Here is a 24,385-nt window from a genome sequence, read left to right on the forward strand (position 1 = left end):
CACACCCGTCGCCCCCGGCTGTCCCCCGTCCTGCCGTCAGGTGTCCAAGCCCTCCAGGGTCGCGCGGACCAGGGGCACCAGGTCGTCGAGGTCCGCTGCCGCGAGCTCGTCGAGCGTCCCCGTGCCCCGGGCCAGCAGCACCCCGATGAAGGCGGATACCGCGATCTCGGCCCGCAGTTGCGGCCGGTCCAGTCCGCTCGCGGCGAACCGCTCGCGCAGCGGATCGACCAGGCGCACGTACAGCTGGGCGCGGGCGGCGTCCTGTACCGCGGGGTCGCCCTCGGCCTGAACGGTCGACCGGAAGACCGGGCCGGCGCCGCGCCGGTCCGCACGCTCCAGGAGAGCGCGGAGCCGTTCGGGTCCGAGGAGATCGGGCGGAGTGGCGTCGCCCAGCTCCGTGCGCAGCACCGCGAGGTACAGGCCGCTCTTGTTGTTGAAGTACCGGGCGATCAGCGCCGGGTCGACACCCGCACGCTCCCCGATGTCGCGGATGGTGGTCCGGTCGAAGCCGCGCTCGCTGAAGAGCTCGCCCGCCGCCCGGAGCAGCAGTTCGCGGCTGCGCGCGGAGTCCCGTTTGCGGGACGGTGTGCCGTCGGTCATCGCGCCGCCTTCTGCCGGGCCGCGTCGTCACCTGCGGTTCGAGGCGCGGCGGCCGCCCCCGGTGCCGTCGCCGCGACCGCACCACGCCGGTGCCGCGGCGGCAGGACGGCGGTCACCACGATCATGACCACCCACACCCCGCAGGCCAGCAGCGCGGCCGTCCGGTAACCGTCGCCCGTGGGCAGCACGCTCCCGGCGGCCGTGTGGGCTTGCAGGACGGTGGCGCTCAGCACGCTGCCGGTGGAGTAGCCGACGTAGCGCAGCACTTGGTTGAAGCTCATAGCGCTGCCCGTCTCGTGCGCGGGCACCGAGCCCACGATCATTCCGGGCATCACGGCGAACATCCACCCGATCCCGAATCCGGCCACCGCCATGATGGCGAACAGCTCCCAGAGCTGTCCGCGAACGAGGGCGAACGCGAGCACGGCGGCCAGCGAGACCGCGCACCCGAGCGGCAGCACGAGGGCGGTCCCGGCGTGCCTGGCCAGCAACGGCACCATCCGGCCGGCGGCCATGCCGGCGAGGGAGAACGGCAGCAGCACCAGCCCGGTGACGGCAACGGAGGCACCGAATCCGTAGCCGGCCTCGCGCGGCGTCTGCACGAACCGGGTGACCAGCGACAGCAGCAGGTACATCCCGAGGCCGGCCACCAGCGCGGTCGCATTGGCGGTCAGCACCGTACGGTCCCTGGTCAGGCGCAGATCGACCAACGGCTGCGCGGTCCGCAGCTCGTGCACGACCCACGCCCCGAGCAGCAGCACGCAGACCCCGACCAGGACGAGCAGCCGCGCCGAGTTCCAGCCCCAGAGCTCGGCCTCGCTCAGCGCGAGCAGCAAACCGGCGAGTCCTGCGCCCAGCAGCGCCGCGCCGGCCACGTCCAGCCGCGGCGCGGCACGGCTCGGGGACGGCGGCAGGACCACGACGGCCGCCACCAGCGCGGCGACGCTCACCGCCGCACCGAACCAGAAGCCCGCGTACAGCCCGAAGGACTGCGCGATCAACCCGGTGACCGGGTAGCCCAGGCCGACGCCGGCGACGGTGGTGATCGACAGCAGGGCCACCGCGGGGCGCGCCCGCTCCGGCGGCAGGGCGTCCCGGGCGGTGGCGATGGCCAGCGGGGTGAGGCCCAGTCCGAGTCCCTGCAGTGCGCGCCCGGTCACCAGGGCGCCGAAGCCCAGCGGCAGCGCCGCCAGAACACAGCCGGCCAGCACCGCGGCCAGAGCGCCGAGGATCACCGGCCGGCGGCGCGGACCGTCGCCCAGCCGGCCCATCACCGGCGTGACCACCGCGCCGACCAGCAGCGTGACGGTCAGCGACCACTGGGCGTCGTTGGGGGAGACGTGCTCCTCGGCGGCGATGGTCGGCACCAGCGGGGCGCCGAGGCTGCTGACCACGGCGACCAGCATGCCGAGCGAGACCAGCACGGGAACCAGCGCCCGCTGCCGCCCGGACCGCGGCTCCGTTGTTGCGGGATTGCCCACGACTCTCCTCGATGTCATCAGTCGACGTCACCAACTGAAGACATCGCATGATGACATTTATTCCCGGCGCCCCCATAACGTCGCGGCTCGCCCCTGCGCACCGCCTTCAGCAGCCACCGGATCGCTGTCCGGCCCGACGGGAAAACCGGGTGCCGGGCCGATCGGCCGCTGGAACACTGGCCCCCGTGACACGACCCGAGGTCTCCGAGCTCGACCATCTGCGCGAGATCGAGCGGCTTGCCCGTGCCGTCAGGGACGCCGCGTCGAGCGAGGGCCTGCTCTCGTACTCGTCCGAGGAAGGAAGCGCCACCGCCTTGCAACGGACGGTGAACGCGCTGGCCCGCGGGCTGCGCCGCTACCATTTCCAAGGCGACGGCTGCCTCGGTGAAGAGGCGGATCGGCCGCTCCTGAGGCTCGCGGGCGTCGTACTGCTCCGGCCGGAGGTCATGCCGGCGGGCATGGCCGAAAGCTACGAGGCGGCATGCACCCGGCTCGGCGTCGAGGCGAGGCCGGAGGGCTGGGCGCTGTGGAACACCTGGGGTGACGACGATCGGATGAAGGTGACGATGGTCGTCTCCGCGGTCGACACCACCGAGGGACCGCTGGCGAACTGGTCGCGCGGCAGGGCCCTGTATCCGGTGGTGCGGCTGCCGTCTCAGGTGGCGCTGATCCACAACGGCTGGGCCCGCCACATGATCTTCTCGCCATTCGGTGTGCGGAAACTGGGTCTCGGTGGACAGCCTTGACCCGGGGAGGCGGAGCCACGCTCAGGCGGGTCGGGCCTGAGCGGGCACGTCGGACAGGTCGCCGCGCGCTTCGCAGACTTCTCCGCACCGATCCACGCGTTCGCGAAGCAGCACCGCTCGGCGTCCTCGACCGCCTGCCCGGCCACGCACCATCCCCGGCGCACTCCGCCGGCCGGACACCGCCGGCGGCCAACCGGGCGGTCAACGGTCCGTACCGGCCCGAGCGATGGGTGATCACGGACGACGAACAAGTGCTAGCGTCCGCCGCATGCCTGAACTGATCGCCCCCACAAGCCGGTTGCAGTCCTCATGGCTGGCGGCGTGGGACGAGTGGCCCGGTGCCCACCAGGACGGGTCGGGCCTGCGCCTCGCGCCTGACGGCGACCTCGGCAGCCCCGAGGTCTTCTCGGAGTGGGTCGCGCGGCTGCGACAGCAGTCGGACACGTCGGTTCCCGTGGGAGAGGAGCGCGTTCACGCCACGCATTGGTGGATCGTCGAGGACGACCGCTATCTGGGAGCCATCGACGTGCGGCACTACCTGAACGCCTTTCTGCTCGACGTCGGCGGGCACATCGGCTACAGCATCCGGCCCTCCGCACGGCGACGCGGACTGGCGACGTGGGCCCTCGGGGCGGTTCTCCCCGAGGCGCGTGCGCTGGGCCTGGACCGGGTCCTCGTCACGTGCGACGACGACAACATCGGGTCGGCGCGGAGCATCGAGCACAACGGTGGCGTCCTGGAGGACGTCCGCGCCACCGGCGCGGGCCTCAAGCGCCGCTACTGGATCACGCTGTAGGCCCCAGGCCCTGGCCCCGTCCGCCGGCCGGCTCCGGCATGGCCAGGACCCCCGTCGCTTCCCAGCGGCGGGGGTCCCGGAGGCTACGGCACGGAAGGGCCCAGCCGGTGTGCCTGCCGTCCCCGAGCCTCTCCCGTCCCACCGGCGGGCGCACGCCGGGGACGCCTGACGGGTGACGGCGGGGACCCTGACCGGCGGTGGACCTGGGCCGCCCCGCCCGCTTCGGGGACCGGCTCAGTGGTGCGCGTGGTGTCCCGCGGGCGCGTCCGCGCCCTTCGCGGCGGCGTGGTCCGGGTGGTGCGGCTCGTAGCCCGGGATCGTGCCGTCCGGCTTCGCGACCAGGAACAGACCGGCCATCCCCATGTCCGAGTGGCTCTGCACGTGGCAGTGGTACATCCAGGCGCCGGCGCCCACGTGTTCGCCCGCGATGACCTGGAAGCCGAAGGAGTCCGCCGGTCCGGTGATCTTGTTGTCGACGACGCGGCTGGGGTCCTCCGGGCCGGTCAGGAGGCCCGTTCTGTTGTCCGCCCAGCGATGACCGTGCATGTGGAACGTGTGGTAGTACTCGCCGTGCGTGATCATGACGATCTCGACTCGGTCGCCCACCGTCGCCTCGAAGTTCGGGGTCTCGTGAGCGGCCCTGTTGTTGATCGTCATGTCGTTGAAGACGATCGTGAACTGCTTGTCCGGCAGGATGTCGCCCTTCCTGCGCACCACGACCGGGCCGTAGAGGCCCTTGCGGATCCCGCCCGTTCCGTGGTCGGTGCCCACGACGTGGTCGTGGTAGTGCCAGTAACCCGCGCTGCCCGCCTGCCAGGTGCCGTCCTTGCGCCGGCCCGGCGCGTGCGTGCGCCAGGTGTACGTCCGCGTGCCGCCGGGCTCCACGTGGCCGTGGTTCATGCGCGTGCCGTCGCTGGCGACGTCGTAGTCCACGCCGTGGACATGGAGGCTGGCGTCCACGTCCGTGGTGTTCTCGAACTCGATGTGCAGCGTGTCGCCCTCGGTCAGTTCGATCAGCGGGCCCGGCACGGTGGCCCCGCCCTTCTCCAGGCCGTATCCCATCTGACCGTTCGGCAGGGTCTCGGCGTAGAGCCTGAGATGGCGGACCTGGCCTCCGGCCGGTGCGGTGGGTGGTGGCGATTCCGCGGACGAGGCCGGGGGCGCGGACGCCACGGCTAATGACGCCGTCCCGGTGGCGGCGACCACGCCACCCGCCAGCAGTCGCCGGTTGAAGCTCCTTCTGTCCATGGCCATTCCGGACACTCCAGTGCCGTGAGGAAGCGGATGGGGCGCGAGGGTCCCCGGGGACGGCCACACGGTAGAGCAGGGATCTTCGTTTATCCACACCCGGGACAAAGATGGTGGGATTCCGCCCATAGCTATTGGCGAACCACGCAAAGCCGTCTAGCTTCAGGCGCTGTTCCTGTGACCCAAGAGGGGTGTGAACCATGCAGAGCGCACCACATCACCGGTCGAGATCGCGCCGCGCCGCAGCCGCTGTCCTGGTGGCCGGGACCATGGCGGCGTCCCTGCTGAGCGGCACCGCCGCCACGGCCAGGCCGTATCCGGAGCCGGCATCGACATCGACATCGACATCGTTATCCCTGCCGTCACCACCGGGCGGCAGGAACGTCAAGGTCCTGGTGTTCCACGCGTCGGCCACCGAGGAGTCGCCGACCGTCGACGCGGGCATCGAGGCGATCGAGGCCATCGGCCTGTCAGGACCCGCCGCACAGCGGTTCAAGACGGTGGCGACCGACGACGCCTCGGTCTTCACCAGCGCGAAGCGGCTGGGCACCTTCAACGCGGTCGTCTTCCTGACCGGGGGCGGCGACGTGCTCGACCCCGAGCAGGAGGCCGGCCTGGAGGCCTACATGGAAGCCGGCGGCGGCTTCCTCGGCATCCACGACGCGGCCAGGACGGAGCCCTACTCGGACTGGTTCGCCGGGCTGATCGGCGCCCGGCCCGCCGCCACCAGCCCGGCCGGAGTGCAGCGCGCCACGGTCGAGGTGCCCGACCGGGTCCATCCCGCCACCAGGAACCTGCCGGTGGAGTGGAAGCGGCCCGACAAGTGGATCAACTGGGCGGCCAACCCGACCGGCAAGGTGCACACCGTCGCCAAGGTCAGGGAGGCCGGCTACCAGCCGGGACCCGGGGCCAACGGCGTCGACCACCCCGTCTCCTGGTGCCGTGACTACGACGGCGGCCGGTCCTTCTACACCGGCATGGGCGGCACGGTGGAGTCCTTCGCCGAGACCGACTTCCGCGACCACCTGCGCGGGGCCCTGCTCTGGACGACCCGGCTCTCGCGCGCCGACTGCAAGGCCACCATAGACGCCAACTACTCCGCGGTGCGGGTCACCCAGCCCAACCAGCCCGGTCAGCAGGACCAGATCGGCGAGCCGCACGGTCTGGTCGTGGCGCCGGACGGACGGGTGCTGTACATCGGCCGGGGCGGCGGCGTGAACGGCGCGCCGGTCGTGACCGACTGGAACAGCCCCGACATGGGGAAGGGTCTCGGCCAGATCCACGTGTACGACCCGGCGACGAAGAAGGTGACGCTCGCCGGTGCGCTGACCGTCTTCGGCAACAAGGGCGGCGGCGACGAACTGACCAAGGTCGAGGAGGGGCTGCTCGGCATCGAGCTGGACCCCGGCTTCGAGAGCAACGGCTGGGTGTACCTGCACTACACCCCGCACTCCGGCCTCGACCGGGACCGGCACGTCGCCGAACGCCGCGTGTCCCGCTTCACGTTGGACCTCACCACCGACAAGCTGGACCTCACCTCGGAGAAGGTCCTGCTCAAGTGGCCCGTCCAGGTCCACAGCTGCTGCCATGCCGGCGGCGGGATGGCCTGGGACTCCAAGGGCAACCTCTACATCGCGACCGGCGACAACAACTCGTCCGGATTCAGTGACGGTTACTCGGGCAACAACCCGCAGCCCGCCTTCAAGGGCCTGTCGTTCTCGGACGCCCGGCGCACGGCGGGCAACACCAACAACCTCAACGGCAAGATCCTGCGCATCCACCCGGAGCCGGACGGGACCTACACGCTCCCCGAGGGCAACCTGTTCACCGGCACGGAGCAGGACGAGGGCGGCGGCAAGACCCGGGGCGAGATCTACGTCATGGGCGTGCGCAATCCGGCCCGCATCTCGGTCGACAAGAAGACCGACATCCTCTACGCGGGCTGGGTCGGCCCCGACGCGGGCGCTCCCAGCACCACCTGGGGACCGGCGAAGTACGACACGTTCGCCGCGATCACCAAGGCGGGCAACCACGGCTGGCCGTTCTGCATGGGCAACAAGCAGCCCTACCGGGACCGCAATCTGCCGGACCCGAGCAAGCCGCTGGGCTGGTACGACTGCGACGCCCCGAAGAACGAGTCGCCGAACAACGACGGACTGGTGAACCTCCCGCCCGTCACCGGCAACACCATCTGGTACTCCCCTCAGGGCGGCGCCCCCGACTTCCCGCGGGACGCCAACGGGGTCCCCAGCTACAAGAACGAGGAGGCCACCTACCTCCTGCCGTGGCTCAAGGGCGGTGGCCAGGCGACCATGGACGGCCCGGTCTACCGTTACGACGCCACAACCGCGGGCGCCGACGCGTGGCCGGAGTACTGGGACGGCAAGTGGTTCGTCGGTGACTTCTACGACGCGGACAACCCGCGCCACGCCGTGCTGACCGACCCCAAGACCGTCGGCAAGGGCGGACTGCCCGTCACCGCCGAGTCGCTGAAGAAGATCATCCCGGTCGGCCAGGGCGGCATACGCAACCTCATGGACTGGAAGTTCGCCCCGGACGGCTCGCTCTACGTCCTCGACTACGGGCGCGGCTTCTTCACCTCCGACTCCCAGTCCGCGCTGTGGCGTGTGACGTACAAGGGCGGCGAGGCCACTCCCGCCGCCGCGGATCTGGCCAGGAAGGCGGCACAGTGAGACAGCGATCCCTACGCCTGTGGACGGCCCTGCTCGGCGCGTTGCTGATGACCGTGGGGCTGACCTCGACGGCCGCCTACGGGCGAACCGGCGCCGGAGCGGCGTCCGACGGCACCGCGGCCGCGGCCCAGGTGCTGACCTGGACGGCGAGCTCGCGCACCGACAGGTACGCGAGCTTCCCGACCACGGCGGTGGCCGGCCCGGCGACCCTCGTCTTCGAGAACAGCGCGGCGACCGGGAACGACATCGGCATGCCGCACACGCTGACCTTCGACGTGTCGGACCCCGAGTACAACCACGACGTGCCGGTCAACATCCTGGCCAACCCCAGCGACGACAGCGGCGGCAGGCACACCGTCGACGTGACCCTCACACCCGGCCGCTACCGCTTCTTCTGCAGCATCCCCGGCCACGGGCAGATGCAGGGCATCCTCACCGTGACCGAGCCGGGCGACGAGGACACCACCGCGCCCGCCACGGCGGCCGAGGTCACGGGCCAGAAGAACGCCGACGGCGCCTACGTCGGCTCGGCCACGGTCACCGTGACCGCGACCGACTCGGGCTCGGGGGTGAAGACCACCGAGTACGCGGTCGGCGCGGACGGCCCGTGGCAGCCGTACACCGCCCCGGTGGTCGTCGACCAGGTGGGCTCCCACACCGTCCGCTACCGCGCCACCGATCAGGCGGGCAATCTCGCGCCCGAGAAGTCCGTCGACTTCGCCGTGGTCGCGCCACCGACCGACGACACGACCGCGCCGGAGACCTCGGCGACGGTGAGCGGCGAGAAGGACGCGGCGGGCAACTACCTCACCATGGCCACGGTCACCGTCACCGCCTCGGACACCGGGTCGGGCGTCAACACCATCGAGTACGCCGTCGGGACGGGCGGCGCCTGGCAGGCGTACACCGGTCCGGTGATGGTGCATCAGCTCGGCGCCCAGACGGTCCGCTACCGCGCGACCGACAAGGCGGGGAACGCGGCGGCCGAGAAGTCCGTCTCCTTCACCGTCGTGGCACCGCCCACGCAGGACACGACCGCGCCGGAGACCTCCGCGACGGTGGCCGGCACCAGGAATTCCAACGGCGCGTACGTCACGAGCGCCAAGGTCACCGTCACCGCGACCGATTCGGGCTCCGGCGTGGACCGCACCGAGTACTCCCTCGACGGCGGCCCGTACCTCGCGTACACCACCCCCGTGATCGTCGACCGGATCGGCTACCACACGTTCTCCCACCGGGCGACGGACCAGGCGGGCAACACCTCCGCGGCCCAGCAGGTGAGGTTCACCATCGCGCAGGGCGGCGGCGTTCCGGCGCCCAACTGCCCCGAGTACGACGAGCGGCTGACCGTCATCGTGGGCACGGTGGACTCTGGGGTGCCGAACCGGCTCACCCGCAGCCGCTGCACGATCAACGAGCTGATCGAGGACGAGAAGGACTGGTCCTCGCACGCCCTGTTCCTCAAGCACGTCGACGGCGTGCTCGACAAGCTGCTGGCCGACAACGTCATCGACCAGCGGGAGTTCAACAAGATCACCAAGGCCGCCAAGCAGTCGGGGATCGGCAAGCCCGGCCAGACCGAGGGCTACCGCGATCTGTTCGACGGCACGGAGGCGTCCCTGGTGAAGTGGGAGCAGGTCGGTGGCGGACGGTTCACGCTGTCCGGCGACGGCGCCATCACCAGCAGCACGACGGTTCCGGGCATGGGCATGCTGTGGTTCCCGGAGCGCAAGTACGGCGACTTCTCGCTGAAGCTCCAGTTCCGTGACGACGCCCCGGGCACGGGCAACGCCAACGGCGGTGTCTTCGTCCGCTTCCCGAACGTCCACGACCACCCCGAGGAGTCCCGCCCCGAGTGGGTCGCCATCAACTACGGCCACGAGATCCAGATTCTCGACAGCCCCGCCGGCGACATGTACAAGACCGGTTCGGTCTACGGCTTCGACCGCGTGGGCCTGGGCGGTGCCGGCGTGACCCCGAAGGGCACCTGGAACGACTACGAGATCCGCGCGGAGGGCCAGCACTTCACCGTCCTGCGCAACGGCGTCGTGATCAACGAGTTCGACAACGTGGGCGGACAGGTCTTCGCCCCGCCGCGTGCCGGTGACCCGGGCACCGACGGCCGGCGGTACGCCACCGGCTACATCGGCCTCCAGGTCCACAGCACGACGGACGTGATCTCCTACCGCGACATCCGCATCAAGGAGCTGTAACCCCCGCCCCCGCGGGGGCGCGCACCGTTGACGGACACCGGCGAGGCGGTGTCCGTCAACGGTGCGCACGCGTCCGGCACTCAGGCCGGTCAGCCGGAATCCCCCGCCGACATCGACGGCGTACAGGTCAGGCGCCGACGCGTCCGCGTTCGAGAGCCGGCTCCTTCACAACGGCTCGACCAGCCCGGCCCGCCACTCCGGCGACGGATCCGAGCCCACTTCGCTCCAGTACTCACGGCCGGACGCGATCCTTCCGTCCCGCACCGTCCAGAACGACGCCACGCGATGCAGCCCCATCGTCTCGTGCGGAACCTCTACCTCGGAGACCACCTGCTCGCCGTCGGCGACGACCCGCAGCACCCGGACCGACCACCCCTCGGGGTACTCCGCGTTGATGCGCACGTACCGCTCCCGCCCGACGATCCGCTCACCGCTGACCGGCCACTCCACCACCAGGTCCTCGGCCAGCAACTGGCTCAGCCCGGCCCAGTCCCGGGCCTGCATCCGCTCCCACAGCGCACGAACGATCTCCGAAGGGTCCATGGCCGCATCCTGGCACCCTCCACCGACAGGCACCGGGTGTCAGCGACCCGCGTGTGCCATCTGCGGCGCGGCCCCACCGGCGGTCCGCACCCACCGGCCCCCGCCGCGGGCGGTCCCGATGAGGACGGTGGCGACGAGGAACCCCCCGTGAACCTGTCCCTCGCGTGAGCGGTGGCCCGTCGGCCTCGCGGGTCAAACGCGGGACCGGGTGAAAGCCCGTTCGGCGTACAGATTTCTCAAGCTTTCGCTTTCGGTTGCCGATGCACCCCGCAGGAAGGGGGGATTCGAGGAAGGTTGGTTCCTGTGACGTCTGCATCGACGCCGCAGTCAGTTGCGCGCCCGGACACGGTGGCGGCCGCCATCAAGGACCTGCAGGCCGGCCGGCCCGTCATCGTGGTCGATGACGCGGACCGTGAGAACGAGGGCGATCTGGTCATGGCGGCGCAGTTCGCCACCCCGGAGGCACTGGGGTTCTTCGTCCGCTACACCGGCGGCCTGATCTGCGCCCCCATGGCGCCGGAGATCGCCGACGCCCTGAAGCTGCCGCTGATGGTCCCGCGCGGGACCGGGAGCGTCAGCGACACCCCGGCCTTCACCGTGTCCGTGGACGCGGCAGGTGTCGGGTCCGGGATCTCCGCCGCGGACCGCGCGCTCACCGCTCGGACGCTGGCCGCCCCCACCACCCACCCCGACCAGCTGATCCGGCCCGGGCACGTGTTCCCGCTGCGGGCCCGCTCCCGGGGCATCGCCGAGCGGCGCGGGCACACCGAAGCCACCGTCGACCTGCTGCGCCTGGCCGGGCTGTCGCCGGTCGGAATGATCAGCGAGGTGTGCACGGACGACGGCTCGGTCGCCGGACCGGACCGGCTGCGCACGTTCGCCGGCGAGCACGGTCTGACGCTCGTCTCGATCGAGCAGTTGTCGAGCCGGCTGCGGCTCGCCGGCGTCTCGACGGCGTGACCGGATGCACCGCGCGACGGTCTTCGACCTGGACGACACGCTGATCGACAGCGGCCATGCGTGGTCTCGCGTATGCGCCGCTTTCGCCGCCCGCCACGGTCACCGATGGAAGCCCGAGGACGACGCGGCCCTGCACGGCAACGGCGGCTGGGCGACGTTCGTCGCGGGGCTGTGCGGCGGAGCGGCGAGCCCCGGTGAGGTCGTCGAGACCTGCACCACCGCGATGACCGGCGAAGTCGCCGCGGGCCGTGTCCCGGCCCTGCCCGGGGCGGTCGACCTGGTCCTCGAGGCCGGACGCCACGGGCCCGTCGGACTGGCCACGGCCAGCCCGCGCCGCTACGTTCTTGCGGTCCTCGACGCGCTGGGCCTGGCGGGACGGGTCCGTGCCGCCGTGTGCGGCGAGGAGGTGACCCGGGGCAAGCCGGCACCGGACGCGTACCTGCTCGCCGCCGCCCGGATCGGCGTCCCGCCGTCCGACTGCCTGGCCGTCGAGGACTCCCCCAACGGCATCCGCTCGGCGACCGCGGCCGGCATGCCCGTCCTCGCCATCCCACGCGGCGGTACACCACTCCCCGCCGGCGTCGCCCACCTGCCCGCAGCACAGGCACCCGACGCGGCGGCGGCCCTGCCCCTCCTGACCCGGCTCCTCACAGCCGACCGCAAACCCGGACCCCTGGTCCACGAGGCCGGCCCCTGACACGCCTGAGGCCCCCACCGCACGCCGAGAACCGGCCCGCGGCCCCCGGCCGCGGGCCGGTTCACCTGCTGACGACGGCGGAAGGAGCCACGGGGACGAGGCTGGACGACGCCCTTTGAGCTCCCCTGCGGTCATTGCCGGCCGGCCCGTCCCGCACGGCCGTAGGGGGTCCCACCGACGCGGGGTGGAGCAGCTCGGTAGCTCGCTGGGCTCATCACCCAGAGGTCGCGGGTTCACATCCCGTGCCCGCTACGAACATCCGGCCCTCTCCGACGCTGTCGCAAAGGGCCGTTGACGTGGTTCACCGTGCTTCGGAGAACCATCGGCGGTAAAAGGGCCGAGACCGTCCGGGACGGAGACGGCGGTGGCCCTCCCGAAGTGCGGCCACCGAGGCGCCGGTCGGGCCGCCGGCGCAAACCTCCCTGCCGAACCCGAGGAGTCGGCGCTCCGTCACCTCGGCGCAGACGTCCTCACGGGCCTCGCGGGCCTCGCGGCGCATCGTGCAAAAGCCACAGCCCGTGCGGTTGGGAGCGACCATCCGGCAGGGCCCCGTTCGCCCGTGTCCCACTACCCTGTGGAGCGGCCGATCGAGCAGAACGCGAGGCATTCGTGACCCGAGAGCTGTACAACGTCCGCCTGGTGCCGGCGGAGGACGCCCCCACCCCGCTGACGGAGGAGGAGGAACAGCGTGCGCGGAACACGCTGTTCCTCGACCTCGGCCGTGTGATCGCCGATCGCGGCTGGGTGCGCTTTCCCGCCTACTCGCGGGAGGAGCGGCGACGGCTGGTCGCCGTCGCCCAGCGCCTGAGCGCCCACTGGGGGTGCGAGGTCCGCGTCGAGGCCGAGGACCACTGCGCGCTGCGGCTCTTCCTGCCCGGTCACGGCCCGCAGGCGCCCGCCTGACGGACCGCGGCGGTCAGCGCAGCGACTCCGGCAGCTCCTCGCGGTGGACGATGCCCAGGCGCTGCGTCGCGCGGGTCAGCGCGACGTACAGGTCGCTGGTCCCGAGCCGCCCCGGCTCCACGACCAGGACGTGGTCGAATTCCAGGCCCTTGGCCTCCCGCGGGCCCAGCAGCACCACCGGACGGGTCAGGTCGGGCTCGGCGCCGGCCGTGACCCCGTCGAGGGGTGCCGCGATCTCCTCGTGCAGCTCACGCGGTGCGATCACCGCGAGCCGCCCCTGTTCGGGCGTCAGTTCCACGACGGCCCGCGCCACCGCGCCCGCCAGGTCCGCTCCGGCGTCGCGCGTCCACGGCTTCTCGCCGGTGGAGCGCACCGAGCCGGGCGGCTCGAACGAGGGGTCCTTCGCCCGCACGACCCTGGCGGCGAGTTCCATGATCTCCGCGGGCGTACGGTAGTTGACCCCCAGCCTGACGTGCTCGAAGCGGTCGCCGACGTACGGCCGGAGGATCTTCTCCCACGAACCGACGCCCGCTTCCTCGGAGGTCTGCGCCGGGTCGCCGACCAGGGTCAGCGAACGGGTCGGTGAGCGGCGCATCAGCAGGCGCCAGGCCATCGGCGAGAGTTCCTGCGCCTCGTCGACGATGATGTGCCCGAACGCCCAGGTCCGGTCGGCCGCGGCGCGCTCGGCCGCACTGCGGTGATCGGCCTCCTCGTGCCGTTCGGCCATCCGTTCGGCGTCGATGATGTCGTGGGCGGCCAGACGCTCGGACTCCTCGTCCTCGAACTCGTACGTCTCCGAACCCCGGGACAGTTCCAGGACGCCCTGCGCGTAGGCGACCCGCTCCTGGCGTTCGGCCTCGGCCGCCGCGCGTGCGGCACTGTCGTCCGCTCCGAGCAGCTCGGCCGCCTCGTCCAGGAGCGGCACGTCGGCCGGGGTCCACTCACCGTCGCCGGGACCGCGCCGAATGGCCTCGGCGTCGCCCTGGGGCAGGTACACCGGTTCGGCCAGATAGCCGGTGACGAACTCCTCGGGAGTGAGCAACGGCCACAGGTCCGCGATGGCGGCGCGCACCTCGGGGCTCGCGGCGACGCCCTTGCCGAGCTGCGCGATGTCGTCCGCGCCGAGGAAGTTCGGGCCGCCGTACGGGTCGGCGCCGATCCGTTCCGCGAGCTGCGCGGTGAGGGCGTCGATCACGTGGAACGCGAAGTACGGGCGGGCGAGGTTGTGCGGCAGCCGGGTCTCGCGGGCCGCTTCCCGGGCCTGGTAGGCGATCTCCCAGTCCAGGACGAGTTCGCCGTCGTCGTGCGCGATCACCACCGGCGCGCCGGGCTCGGGCAGCTGCTGCCGGTCGCGCACGGCCAGGGCGAGGACCTCGGCCATTTCCGCCCCGCCCTTGACCGCGGCCGCGCGGGCGGTGTCGGTACCGCGGGCGTGGACGCCGGGGAAGAGCTCGGCCTGCGTGGCCAGCATGACCCCGGTCTCGCCGAGCGCGGGCAGCACCTCGCCGATGTAGCCGAGGAAGGCCGCGTTGGGGCCCACCACCAGCACCGCGCGCTTGGACAGCAGCTCGCGGTGCTCGTACAGCAGGTAGGCCGCACGGTGCAGCGCGACCGCCGTCTTGCCCGTGCCGGGGCCGCCCTCGACGACGAGGACCCCGCGGTGCGGGGCACGGATGATGCGGTCCTGTTCGGCCTGGATGGTCCGCACGATGTCGCCCATGCGGCCGGTACGGGCCGAGTCGAGCGCGGCCAGCAGGACGGCGTCGCCACTGGGATCCTCGAAACCGCTGCGTTCGGCGTCGTGGAGATCCAGGATCTCGTCGTGCAGCTCGGTCACCGTCCGGCCCTCGGTGGTGATGTGCCTGCGCCGGCGCAGGTCCATCGGCGTGTGCCCGGTGGCGAGATAGAACGGCCGGGCCACCGGTGCCCGCCAGTCGATCAGCAAAGGCGTGCGGTCGGGATCGTCCTCACGAATTCCGATGCGGCCGATATGGTGCACGGCGCCGTCGCGCAGATCAATGCGGCCGAAACACAGCGAACCGTCCACCGCGTTCAGGGCCGCCAGCAGCCCCGAACGCTCCGCGACCAGCACATCACGTTCGAGGCGTGCCTGCAGACCGTTCCCCACCGGGGTCAACGCGTCCTCGACACCGTGCGCCGCGACCCCGCGCAGGATGTCGACCCGGTCGTATACCCGGTCGATGAATTCCTGTTCCCGCTGCAATTCGACGTCCCCGCGAGTTGACAAAACGGCTCCCTGCCCGATATGGTGTTCCTTGTAGCCCCCGGTGAGGGGCTTTTTCTGTGAGTGCACAGAACGACCCAATATACGTGACGCATTCCCCGCTCCGCAATTGCGGAGCGGGGAATTGCCGTTTCCGCGCGCCTCCCCGCGGCGACCACCCCGCCGGCGGCGCCGCGCGGAAATCGCTTGGCCGGGTGCCGGGCGGGCTCTAGTCTCCGGTGCATCGGCGTGTAGCTCAGCAGCAGAGCACCGGGCTCGGGACCCGGAGGGCGCAGGGGCGGCACCTGCCACGTCGGCGTATGAACGATGACGCTGAGCAGCAGCTTTCCGCCGGGTCCGACGGATCCGTGACCTACCAGCACGGCAGGCTGACCCGGGCCTTCCTGACCGCCCTGACGCATGACGACGCCGGGACCCGGAGCCGTGCGCGACGCCGCGTCCGGGGCTGGCGGGCGGTGATCGACGGGATGGCCGACGGGCGCCTGGCCATCGGCTCGCGCACCCCCGTCGCCGGGCTGCCCGCCTGGGTGACCCCGCAGGTCCTGCGAGGTGGATTCGCCACGCCCCACGCGAGCGCCGGGGGTCCGTTGCTTCCGTACGAGCGTGACGCCGCACGGTCGGCGGGGGTGCCGGCCGAGCGTTCGGCACTCTTCGCGTACTGCCTCACCGAGCGGGGACTGGACCGCCTGTACGCGCTGCTCGACAGCGGCCGCTACGAGGTGGCCATTCCTGAGGAGGCCGCGCTGCTCACGGTGGCCTGGCTGGTGCGGGCCGGCGACGTGACCGCCGCCGTCGGCCTGGTCCGCGTCCTCGAACCGTTCGCCGGCCGGCTCCGGTTCACGCCGCGGCCCTCGGCCCGGCCCGCGCCGGACCCCCGCGGCGTGCACCGCCGCACGGTCGGCGACGCCGCTGCGTTGCTGGCACGCCGCCGGCCCCACTCAGCCGTCGAGACGCAGCGTGAGGCGCTCGGCGTCTGGCAGCCGTTCGGCGACGAACTCCTCACCCATTGGCTGGAGACCGCCGGTACCGGCCGCGTGCTGGACCACCTGCCCGACGACGCCTGGCGGCAACGAGGCGCGGCGCTCCTGCGCCGCTACCAGGATCTCGCCGCGATCCACACCCGCTGCACCAAGCACCGCGACCCGAAGGAGAACCTGGGCATCCTGCGCGGCGCCTTGGAGGAGACCGCCGCCGGGCGGCCGCTCAACCCGCGGCAACTCGGGCTGCTGCGGCACGCGGTGGAGTCCATGGTGCGCCGGCGCGACCGTCCCGGCTCGGAACGGCACACACGACTGCGCGCCCGGCAAGCGGTCCAGGCGGCCCTGCCCTCGCACCACGCCCTGGCCCAACTCGTCCTGCGCAGGCTGTCGGCACTCCCCCAGGACACCGGCACGGCCGACACGGCACAGCTGATCGCGGATGTCACGGAGCCCGAGGCACGGGAAAGCGGCCTGCCCGCGGGCACGGTGCTACCGCCGGCGATCCGGCGCGTCGTGGAAGCGGCTCTGAGCGCACCGATCCGCACGCTCGTGGAACGCGGGGTGGTGCCCTCCGCCGAGGTCCTGGCCGAACTGGTGCCGCAACTCGTCGCCGCGGCCAGGGCGCGGGCCTACCCCGACCCGGCGCTGCGGCACCTCGTGGCCGCCGACTACCGGGCGTTCCGGAACCGCCGCTCGCTGCTCCTGCTCGGCCTCGCCCATCAGGTCCGGGTCGAGGAACTTCCCTGGGTACGGGCGGTGGAGGGGCACCGAGCGCCGGAGGAGAGCCGGGAGCCGGCGGAGATCGTCCTGCGTGAGCTGGGCGAACTGGCCGTACAGGCTTTTCCCGGCACGCTTGTGCCCAACCCCCTGGTCCGCGAGCTGGGCGTGCTGTCCCGGCAGGCCGAGTCCGGTGCGCCCTTCGTCGAGGAACTGGCCGCGGACATCTTCGAGGGCACCTTCACCCCGAAGTTCCTCACGGCGGCGCGGGTCGCCGCGGAGCTCCTCGGCGGCTCCCTCTACGAGCGGTACTACGCCATCGACTACGCGGCCGTCCGCAACCTCGCGATCACGGAGACGGATAAGGCGCTCACACGTGCCGGTGCCCGACTCGGCGCCGGTTCACCGGCATTCGCCGAGCTGTGCGCCCAGCGGGCCGGCCGCGCCGGCACGGGGGGCCGGTCAGTGGCGGCCAACGGCATGGTCATCGAGCAGGCCCAGATCCTCACCACGCACAATCTGGCCACCCTCGTCGGCCACGTCGGCATCACGCCCGAACCCGGCTGGGACGTCCTGGCCCGTCGCTGCTTCACCACCGTGTGCCGTACCACGGCCCGGGTCCACAACAACCCGCGGCCGCTGCCCACGATCAAGGACGCCGCCTACGCGTGGCGGCAGATGCTGTTCTACCTGTCGCTGTGCGGCCCCGACGTGCAGGCGGAATTCATCGCCCACCTGGACGGCGAAGCGGCCCGTCACCCCGGCCACGTCGCCGCCCGCCTGGCCCCCGCCCTCACCGGCCTCCGGCACGTCGCCGCCGGCGGCACCGCCGAGGACGGCACCGGGCGCCGGTTCCTCGGCTGGACCACGACCCGGCACTGGCTGCGATGAGCCGAACCCGCGGCACCGCCAGGACCGTGGTGGATCTCGTCAGGTCGGCGGACGCAGGGGGATGACGTCCGGCTTGCCTTGAGGACGCAACGTGGCGGTCCCCGCTGCCGCGTGGGTGTGCAGGACTCGCGAGACGACCTCGACGCCGCGGGCGAGGTCGTCGCGGATCAGGATGTCGAGGTGCTGTTCCGCCAGGACGTAGCCGCCGTCCTCCGGGTGCAGGCTGCTGCCACCGAGGCCGGCGCTGCCCAGGTTCGCCGCCTGGAGGGCGGCGTTGAGCTGCTCGGCCGCCTGCGGGCCGAAGCGCTCCGGTCGTCCCCGCACCGGGAGGCTGAGCGACAACCGCCAGGACCGGCTGCCCGACAGCGGGCTGGGACCGAACCACCGGGCCACGAGCTCGCCCTGGGGCAGCCCGGCCAGGGTCTCCACGGCCCAGCAGGCCTCCGCCCGGTCCACGGGGTCGGCGACCGCGCGCAGCAGGACGCGGTTGCCGTAGCCGGCTGCGGCAAGCGCGTCGGCCAGTGCCCGCAGGTGTTCGTGTCCGTCGGCGGCGAGGCACCGGTCGAGGGCCTCGCGCACCGCGGGTCGCGCGAGGACGGGATCGGCGGCCGCCGCGGCCGTACGTCCACGGGCGAATGTCAGGAGCGCCGACCAGGCGGCGAACGGGAATTCCTCCGAGGACGGCGTTCGCAGGGAGTACAGCGGAAGACCGTCGGTGCCGTCCTGGCCGACCGCGTCGTACCCGTCGGCCCGGGTCGTCCACACCAGCCCGGTGCCGCGCAGATTCCGCAGGTCGAACCACTCACGCGTCTCCGCACGCACCTTGCCGCCGCCGGCGGCGCCGGGGCGCACCGCCTCGAACGCCGCGTCCACCAGAGGCGTGACGGTGTCCAGGTCGTCGTTCTCGGCCAGAAAGGCGAAGCGGCACAGCAACGCCAGCATCGGGCCGGGGTGGCGCAGTTCCGCGTCGTGGAGGGCGACGGCGCGGCACAGCAGATCCAGTTCCCGCCAGGGCATCACATGCGGATGGAAGTGGGCCTGGTCGTCCCAGCCGACGTTCGCCGGCTCAGGGAGGCCGGGTGCCTCCAGGTCGAGATCGACGTACTCGAGAGCGAGGGTGAGCTCGAGGACCAACGCGAAACCCCCACCGGTGCCGAACCGCGTGACGTGCGACTCCTGGTCCTCGGCATCGTCGCAGTAGACGTCGGGCGCGTCGTCGTCGAAGAGATACACGGGCCAGAAGTCCGGTTCGGCCATGCGGGCCGCCAGTGCGTCATCGAGAGGCATGCGGTCAGGCTAGAGCGCGGCACCGACACAGCGCCGGGCGGACGTCGAGGGGCCGAAGTGACGTGGGTGGTCATCGACTCGGTGGTGTCCGGGTCGTCGACCGGCGCCCTCATCGATCTGAGCTCCAGGGTGACGGAGCCGATCCTGCTCGCCTTCGCCGCGCTCACCGGCCGCTGCCGCTTCCGACAGGTTCGTGCCGTGATCGACGGCTTCGACGTTGCCCGTGCGCTGGACGGCGGGGGTCCACGACCGCGAGCGGGCCTGGGCGTTCGTCCGTAGCTTCGCCGCCGCCTGGGTGCCTCGTCGCCAACCAGGACCCCCTGCTCCCGCTTCATGAGATGTTCGTGCACGACGGGTCGGACGGTGTCCTCGTGTTCCGTACGGAGGACCAGGACTGTGCCTTCTGGGGTGTGCGCCTGACGGATCTCGACCGGGACGATCCGCCGGTGCTCGTCGAGGCGCGGCAGGGCCGGGTGCCGTTCCTGGGCAGGTTGTCCCTGGCCTGCGTCGAGCTCGTCCTGAGCGAAGCGCTGTTCGCGGGTGGGGGGCGGCTCTACAACGCACGCGAGCTGCCCGCGGACCTGCCCGATATGGTGCCCGTTCGCTTCCGGCGGGTGCCGCTGCCCGACTACCCGTCGTGGACCGGGCCGGAGGACTCTCCCGTGCGCTGGTTCACCGCGCCCGGCAAGCTGCTGCGTCAGGACGGTTCGGACGTCCACAGCCGGCTGCACGTCCGGGGCCGACCCGGGCGGATCTGGACGGGATCTGCGAAACGCTCCCTGGGCGGTGGTCGCTGGGATACGACGAGACGCCGGGCTCCCGGCCGCTGCCCACGTGAGCGGGGACGGGCGGAGGGTCGGCCCCCGCCCGTCGGGACCGGAACGCGAACCCTGGCGGTCGCGGCCGGATCAGGACGTGGACTGGGGCTGTTGCGGGCCGGATCGGGCGCCGGAGTCCCTGTGCAGGGCGCCGACCGCGTCCGGGTCGCGCCAGAAGGCGGTGAGCAGGTCGACGACAGCGGGTGCGGCCTCCAGCAAGGGAGCGACGTGTCCTGCTCCGGGCAGAACGGCCCAGCCGCCTCGGGGCAGTCGGGCGGCGGCGGCCGCCGCGTCGTCGGGCGTCCAGGCCGTGTCGTCGGCCCCGGCGGCGAACAGCGTGGGTGCCGGGACCGAGGTCAGGGTCGGGGTCAGGTCCTGCCGGTCGAGGCTCGCCGAACGGATGGCGCGGGCCATGCCTCCCCGCTCGGGGGCGGAGAATGCCTCGGCGACAAGGGTGATCGCCTCGGGATCGGCGGCCGCGCCCAGCAGCGCCGTGGTGAGGGCGCCGAGCACGGGGCGGATCGGGCCGACGGCACGGTAGAGCGGGACGAGCAGGTTGATCTGCCGTCGTTCCGGTGCGGTCAGCGCGTGGACGGGCGCGCCGATGGTCGCCAGGCTGCGGAGGCGCCGGGGGTGGGCGGCGGCGAAGGTGATGCCGACGTGTCCGCCCCATGCGTTGCCGGCCCAGTCCACGGGCTCGTCGATGCCGAGGTGTTCGAGGACGTCGAGCGCGGCTCCTGCGCAGTCGTCGAGTGTGAACGGTTGCCGCGGAGCGGCACTGCGGCCGTGGGCCGGGCCGTCGACGATGACCAGCCGGCGCGTGGCGGCCAGCGGCTGCCTGACGCGCACCCAGGTGGTGGAGTCGACGAAGAGGCTGTGCCACAGCAGGACCGGCGGGCCGGATCCGACCGTCTCGACGCCCAGTGGCCCGAGCCGGGTGGGGACGGACGCGACTGCACCGGTCGAAGGCCGGTCCATGGTGCCCTCCAAAAACGTTTCGGTAGCCGAAGCTTCGGCAACCGAAGTATCCTTCGGGGCTATGCCCTCGTCAAGCGATCTGCCGGTCGACCGTCTCGCCATCGGCCAGCTCCTGGTCCGCCTGCTCCGGGAGTTCAGGACCGAGATGTTCGCCCCGGCCGCCGAACGGGGCTATGCCGATCTCCGGGAGCCGCACCTGCAGATCTTCGGCAACATCGGTGTGGACGGGATCCGCCTCACCGACCTCGCGGCACGGGCGCAGTTGAGCCTGGCGGCGACCTCGGAACTGGTCAACGAGCTGCAGGAACTCGGCTATCTGGAGCGCCGCCCCGACCCCGGCGACCGGCGGGCGAAACTGATCTTCCCCACCGGGCGCGGCCGGCAGGCCCTCGACGACGCCGGCGGGCGGGTCGCCGAGATCGAGCAACGCTGGTCCGAGGCTGTGGGACCGGGGGACTTCACGGCGGCGTGCCGCACCCTGCAGCACCTGCTGGACGCCCTCACCGGCGCGCAGGACGACCACGGGCCGGCGCCCGCGTCGTGAGCCCCCGGGTCGTCGGTGACCACACGGGTCAGCGCGGGTTGCCCGCCCCCGCGAAGGGTACGTGCGCCGAGTGGGCCGCCTGCTTGCCGTCGGGGTGCTGCCACAGGCCCTGGGCCTGGAGCTTCGGCAGGACGCCCTCTCCGAACCAGTACGCCTCCTCCAGGTGCGGATAGCCGGAGAGGACGAACTCCTCGATGCCGAGGGCCTGGTACTCCTTGATGCGCTCGGCGACCTCGTCGTGGCTGCCGACCAGCGCGGTACCCGCGCCGCCGCGCACCAGGCCGATGCCCGCCCAGAGGTTGGGGTGGATCTCCAGGCGCTCGCGGCTCCCACCGTGGTGCAGGGCGAGCATGCGCCGCTGGCCCTCCGACTCGCTCCGGGCCAGCCCCGCCTGGATGGCCGCGACGCTCTCCGGGTCGAAGCCGTCCAGGATGCGGTTGGCCTCGGCCCATGCCTGCTCCGAGGTGTCACGCGTGATGACGTGCAGCCGGATGCCGAAGCGCACGGTCCGCCCCTGTTCCGCGGCCAGTCCCCGGATCCACGCGATCTTCTCGGCGACCTGCGCGGGCGGCTCGCCCCACGTGAGGTAGACGTCCACGTACCGGGCGGCGACCTCGCCGGCGATCGGCGAGGAACCGCCGAAGTACACCTCGGGAACCGGGTCGGGCACCTGGGCGAGCTGCGCGTTCTCGACGTGGAGGTGCTCCCCGCGCAGGTCGACGGACTTGCCCTCCCACAGTCTCCGCACGATGTCGAGGAATTCACCGGTGCGGCGGTAGCGGGCGTCCTTGTCGAGGAAGTCGCCGTAGGCCCGCTGCTCGTGGCTCTCGCCTCCGGTGACGACGTTGAGCAGCAGCCGTCCGCCGGTCTGGCGCTGGAAGGTGGACGCCATCTGCGCGGCCAGCGTCGGTGAGACGAAGCCGGGACGGAAGGCGACCAGGAACTTCAGGCGCTCCGTGTTCTGGCTGACCATGGCCGTGGTCAGCCAGGCGTCCTCGCACCATGCGCCGGTGGGGGTCAGCGCGCCGACGAAACCGAGGTCCTCGGCGGCGCGGGCGATCTGGCTCAGGTAGGCGACGGTCGGCGGCCGGTCGCGGCCGGACCGGGTGGCCGGGGTGCCGTGGCCGCCGCCGACGACGTGGCGGCTGTCGCCGTTGGTGGGCAGGAACCAGTGAAAGGTGAGGGGCACCTGAGGTCTCCGTTCGGGGTTGTCCGTCACAGCAGGCCGTGCCGGGGCGGCCTGGTGCCGTTGAGCACGTACCGGCCGATGTGCTGGACCTTCCAGCGGGCCGGGTCGTGCAGGGTGTGGGTGCGGGCGTCCCGCCAGTGGCGGTGCAGGCCCAGGGAGTCGAGTGCCGAGCGGGTGCCCGAGACCTCGAAGAGGGCACTGGCGACCTCCACGGCGGCCTCTCCCGCCGTCACCTTGGCCGCGGCCACCGCGATCGAGGCCTCGGCCGCCGAGTCCTCGGTGAGATCGGCCCGGGCGGCGTCCACCGCCCGGGCAGCGGCGTCGAGCAGCGCGTCGCAGGCGCGCACCCGGATCGCGAGTTCACCGAACCGCTGGATCAGCAGCGGGTCCTGTGCCGCCGTCCCGTGTCCCTCGTCGACGCTCTCGAACCACGGCCGGCTCTTGGTGCGGACGAACTCCGCCGCCTCCTCCAGCGCACCGAAGGCGATACCGGCGTCGATGGCGGCGTGCAGCAACTGGGCCACGGCGCCGTGGAGCTGCGGGCCCTGGAAGGTGAGGTGGTGCGGCACCACCCGGTCCGCGGGGACGGGCACCGACTCCAGCCGGACGGTGCCGCTGGCGGTCGTGCGCTGCCCCATGCCGTTCCAGTCGTCGACGACCGTCACACCGGGCGCGTGCCGCGGCACGTACGCCACGTGCAGGTTCTCGTCCTCGCCGCGGGCGAGGACCGGAATCCAGTCGGCGAACAGGGCCCCGGTGGAGTAGTGCTTGACACCGTCGAGGACGTATCCGCCGTCCGGGATGCGCACGAGCCGCGTACGGATGTCCTGCACGTGCTTGGTGCCCGCCTCGGACTGCGCGTTGCCGAACCGTCTCCCCCGCAGCACCTCGCCGAAGAAGAACTCCTTCTGCTCGCGCGTGCCCTGCCGGCGCAGCACGTTGACGTACACGAAGTGGCTCTGCGGGATCTGGGCGAGGCTGGCGTCGGCGGCGGCCAGGATCCGGAAGACCCGGGCGAGCGTCTCCGTGCCGACGTCCGCACCGCCGAACTCGGCGGGCACCGTGACCGCGAGGAGGCCGGAGGCGGACAGCCGCTCCAGTTCCGCCTCCGGAAGCCGGCGCAGCGCGTCCCGCTCGGCCGCCCCCTTGCGGAAGTCCGCCGCCAGTTCGGTCGCGACGGCGAGGGCCTCGGCGTCGCCGGTGATCACGGCCGCGTCGCTCATGCGGTGGCCGCCAGCAGGGTGGGGCGCCCACCGAGCGCACGTGAGAACTGGTCCGTGACCTGGACCAGCGCCTCGGCCGAGGCCGGCGCGACGGTCAGCGTGCCCTTGTCGTCCACCGAGATGTCCTTGTCGAGCGTGAACCAGCCCGGCGTGATGTGTGCCGCGCCCATGGAGCTCAGTACGGGGCGGAGCGCGTAGTCGATGGCCAGCACATGGGCGGTGGTGCCGCCGGTGGCCAGCGGGAGGACGGTCTTGCCCGCGAGCGCGTACTGCGGGAGCAGGTCGAGCAGCGACTTGAGCAGCCCGGAGTAGGCCGCCTTGTAGACGGGTGTGCCGATCACGACCCCGTCCGCCCGCTGGAACGAGCCGACGGCCTCGACGATCGCCGGATGGCCGATGTCGGCGTGCAGCAGTGCCTCGGGCGGCAGCGAGCGGACGTCCAGCGGTATCACGTCGTGGCCCTGGGCCCTGAGGCGGTTGTCCAGGTGACGCAGCAGACGCGCGGTGCGCGAGGCGGCGGAGGGGCTTCCGGAGACGGACAGGACGGCGGCCATACGGGGACCTCTCACGGGGATGTCGGATGCGGTCGGCAAGGGGTGCTGCAGGTGACGGCGGGCCTGTCCGCGGCGGGTA

Annotated in this window: 21 protein-coding genes and 2 tRNA genes; 12 read left to right on the forward strand and 11 right to left on the reverse strand. The window is 72.2% G+C overall.

All coding sequences use genetic code 11. The annotated features are described in order from the left end of the window. Nucleotides 1–36 precede the first annotated feature (36 nt). Both PV364_RS24495 and PV364_RS24500 read right to left on the reverse strand, forming a co-directional pair. A complete protein-coding gene (locus PV364_RS24495) occupies nt 37–600 on the reverse strand; it encodes a TetR/AcrR family transcriptional regulator (RefSeq protein ID WP_319662404.1) in 564 nt (187 codons plus the stop codon). Further along, complete coding sequence (locus PV364_RS24500) at nt 597–2,099, reverse strand: MFS transporter (RefSeq protein ID WP_319662405.1); 1,503 nt, start codon at nt 2,097–2,099, stop codon at nt 597–599. The genes PV364_RS24495 and PV364_RS24500 overlap by 4 nt, the downstream gene beginning before the upstream one ends. A 167-nt stretch (nt 2,100–2,266) precedes the next feature. Here PV364_RS24500 and PV364_RS24505 point away from each other — a divergent pair, with 167 nt between their 5' ends. Both PV364_RS24505 and PV364_RS24510 read left to right on the forward strand, forming a co-directional pair. Further along, the gene (locus tag PV364_RS24505) at nt 2,267–2,827 is read left to right on the forward strand and encodes a hypothetical protein (protein ID WP_319662406.1); all 561 of its coding nucleotides are present in this window, start codon (nt 2,267–2,269) and stop codon (nt 2,825–2,827) included. Between the two features lie 268 nt (nt 2,828–3,095). Next, nucleotides 3,096–3,623, forward strand: coding sequence for a GNAT family N-acetyltransferase (locus PV364_RS24510; protein ID WP_319662408.1), 528 nt, complete (start codon nt 3,096–3,098; stop codon nt 3,621–3,623). Nucleotides 3,624–3,857: 234 nt separating this feature from the next. Here the strand turns inward: PV364_RS24510 and PV364_RS24515 are convergent, their stop codons facing one another. Together PV364_RS24515 and PV364_RS24520 are read right to left on the reverse strand one after the other, a co-directional pair. Next, on the reverse strand, nt 3,858–4,871 hold the full coding sequence (locus tag PV364_RS24515; protein WP_319662409.1) for a multicopper oxidase domain-containing protein: 1,014 nt from the start codon (nt 4,869–4,871) through the stop codon (nt 3,858–3,860). Between the two features lie 217 nt (nt 4,872–5,088). Continuing rightward, complete coding sequence (locus PV364_RS24520; RefSeq protein WP_319662410.1) at nt 5,089–5,259, reverse strand: hypothetical protein; 171 nt, start codon at nt 5,257–5,259, stop codon at nt 5,089–5,091. Nucleotides 5,260–5,266: 7 nt separating this feature from the next. Between PV364_RS24520 and PV364_RS24525 the strand changes: the two genes are divergently transcribed. Then, nucleotides 5,267–7,564, forward strand: a complete 2,298-nt coding sequence (locus tag PV364_RS24525; RefSeq protein ID WP_319662411.1) for a ThuA domain-containing protein — start codon at nt 5,267–5,269, stop codon at nt 7,562–7,564. 47 nt (nt 7,565–7,611) lie between these two features. After that, nucleotides 7,612–9,777 (forward strand): OmpL47-type beta-barrel domain-containing protein, encoded by a 2,166-nt coding sequence (locus PV364_RS24530; RefSeq protein WP_319662493.1) that lies wholly within the window; start codon nt 7,612–7,614, stop codon nt 9,775–9,777. A 165-nt stretch (nt 9,778–9,942) separates the two neighbouring features. On the opposite strand, the gene PV364_RS24535 is transcribed toward PV364_RS24530, so the two are convergent. Further along, on the reverse strand, nt 9,943–10,320 hold the full coding sequence (locus PV364_RS24535; RefSeq protein WP_319662412.1) for a nuclear transport factor 2 family protein: 378 nt from the start codon (nt 10,318–10,320) through the stop codon (nt 9,943–9,945). A gap of 303 nt (nt 10,321–10,623) precedes the next feature. Between PV364_RS24535 and ribB the strand changes: the two genes are divergently transcribed. The 4 genes from ribB (at nt 10,624) to PV364_RS24555 (ending at nt 12,880) form a co-directional block, all read left to right on the forward strand. After that, nucleotides 10,624–11,280: a 3,4-dihydroxy-2-butanone-4-phosphate synthase gene (ribB, locus tag PV364_RS24540; protein ID WP_319662413.1), complete on the forward strand. Its 657-nt coding sequence runs from the start codon at nt 10,624–10,626 to the stop codon at nt 11,278–11,280. A 4-nt stretch (nt 11,281–11,284) separates the two neighbouring features. Continuing rightward, nucleotides 11,285–11,977, forward strand: coding sequence for an HAD family phosphatase (locus tag PV364_RS24545; protein ID WP_319662414.1), 693 nt, complete (start codon nt 11,285–11,287; stop codon nt 11,975–11,977). Between the two features lie 178 nt (nt 11,978–12,155). Further along, nucleotides 12,156–12,229 (forward strand) — tRNA-Met (locus PV364_RS24550). A 357-nt stretch (nt 12,230–12,586) separates the two neighbouring features. Then, nucleotides 12,587–12,880: a hypothetical protein gene (locus PV364_RS24555; protein ID WP_319662415.1), complete on the forward strand. Its 294-nt coding sequence runs from the start codon at nt 12,587–12,589 to the stop codon at nt 12,878–12,880. A gap of 13 nt (nt 12,881–12,893) precedes the next feature. Here PV364_RS24555 and PV364_RS24560 read toward each other — a convergent pair whose 3' ends face one another. After that, complete coding sequence (locus PV364_RS24560) at nt 12,894–15,104, reverse strand: HelD family protein (RefSeq protein WP_319662494.1); 2,211 nt, start codon at nt 15,102–15,104, stop codon at nt 12,894–12,896. Between the two features lie 245 nt (nt 15,105–15,349). On the opposite strand from PV364_RS24560, the gene PV364_RS24565 reads away from it, so the two are divergent. Then, a tRNA-Pro gene (locus PV364_RS24565) sits at nt 15,350–15,421 on the forward strand. A gap of 3 nt (nt 15,422–15,424) precedes the next feature. Continuing rightward, nucleotides 15,425–17,713 (forward strand): hypothetical protein, encoded by a 2,289-nt coding sequence (locus PV364_RS24570; protein WP_319662416.1) that lies wholly within the window; start codon nt 15,425–15,427, stop codon nt 17,711–17,713. Between the two features lie 39 nt (nt 17,714–17,752). Here PV364_RS24570 and PV364_RS24575 read toward each other — a convergent pair whose 3' ends face one another. Further along, a complete protein-coding gene (locus PV364_RS24575; protein WP_319662417.1) occupies nt 17,753–19,000 on the reverse strand; it encodes a hypothetical protein in 1,248 nt (415 codons plus the stop codon). Nucleotides 19,001–19,057: 57 nt separating this feature from the next. Between PV364_RS24575 and PV364_RS24580 the strand changes: the two genes are divergently transcribed. After that, entirely contained in the window at nt 19,058–19,279 is a 222-nt protein-coding gene (locus PV364_RS24580) for a hypothetical protein (RefSeq protein ID WP_319662418.1), read from the forward strand. Between the two features lie 629 nt (nt 19,280–19,908). On the opposite strand, the gene PV364_RS24585 is transcribed toward PV364_RS24580, so the two are convergent. Further along, nucleotides 19,909–20,796, reverse strand: coding sequence for an alpha/beta fold hydrolase (locus tag PV364_RS24585; protein ID WP_319662419.1), 888 nt, complete (start codon nt 20,794–20,796; stop codon nt 19,909–19,911). A 61-nt stretch (nt 20,797–20,857) separates the two neighbouring features. Here PV364_RS24585 and PV364_RS24590 point away from each other — a divergent pair, with 61 nt between their 5' ends. Continuing rightward, a complete protein-coding gene (locus tag PV364_RS24590; protein WP_319662420.1) occupies nt 20,858–21,340 on the forward strand; it encodes a MarR family winged helix-turn-helix transcriptional regulator in 483 nt (160 codons plus the stop codon). Between the two features lie 28 nt (nt 21,341–21,368). Here PV364_RS24590 and PV364_RS24595 read toward each other — a convergent pair whose 3' ends face one another. Genes PV364_RS24595 through ssuE form a run of 3 tightly spaced genes read right to left on the reverse strand, consistent with a single transcriptional unit; the run spans nt 21,369 to nt 24,306 of the window. Continuing rightward, the gene (locus PV364_RS24595; RefSeq protein ID WP_319662421.1) at nt 21,369–22,529 is read right to left on the reverse strand and encodes an LLM class flavin-dependent oxidoreductase; all 1,161 of its coding nucleotides are present in this window, start codon (nt 22,527–22,529) and stop codon (nt 21,369–21,371) included. Between the two features lie 26 nt (nt 22,530–22,555). Next, nucleotides 22,556–23,752: an SfnB family sulfur acquisition oxidoreductase gene (locus tag PV364_RS24600; RefSeq protein ID WP_319662422.1), complete on the reverse strand. Its 1,197-nt coding sequence runs from the start codon at nt 23,750–23,752 to the stop codon at nt 22,556–22,558. Beyond that, on the reverse strand, nt 23,749–24,306 hold the full coding sequence (gene ssuE / locus PV364_RS24605; protein ID WP_319662423.1) for an NADPH-dependent FMN reductase: 558 nt from the start codon (nt 24,304–24,306) through the stop codon (nt 23,749–23,751). The genes PV364_RS24600 and ssuE overlap by 4 nt, the downstream gene beginning before the upstream one ends. Between the last annotated feature and the right edge of the window lie 79 nt (nt 24,307–24,385).

The sequence above is a fragment of the Streptomyces sp. MI02-7b genome (genome assembly GCF_033793585.1).
GTDB lineage: Bacteria > Actinomycetota > Actinomycetes > Streptomycetales > Streptomycetaceae > Actinacidiphila.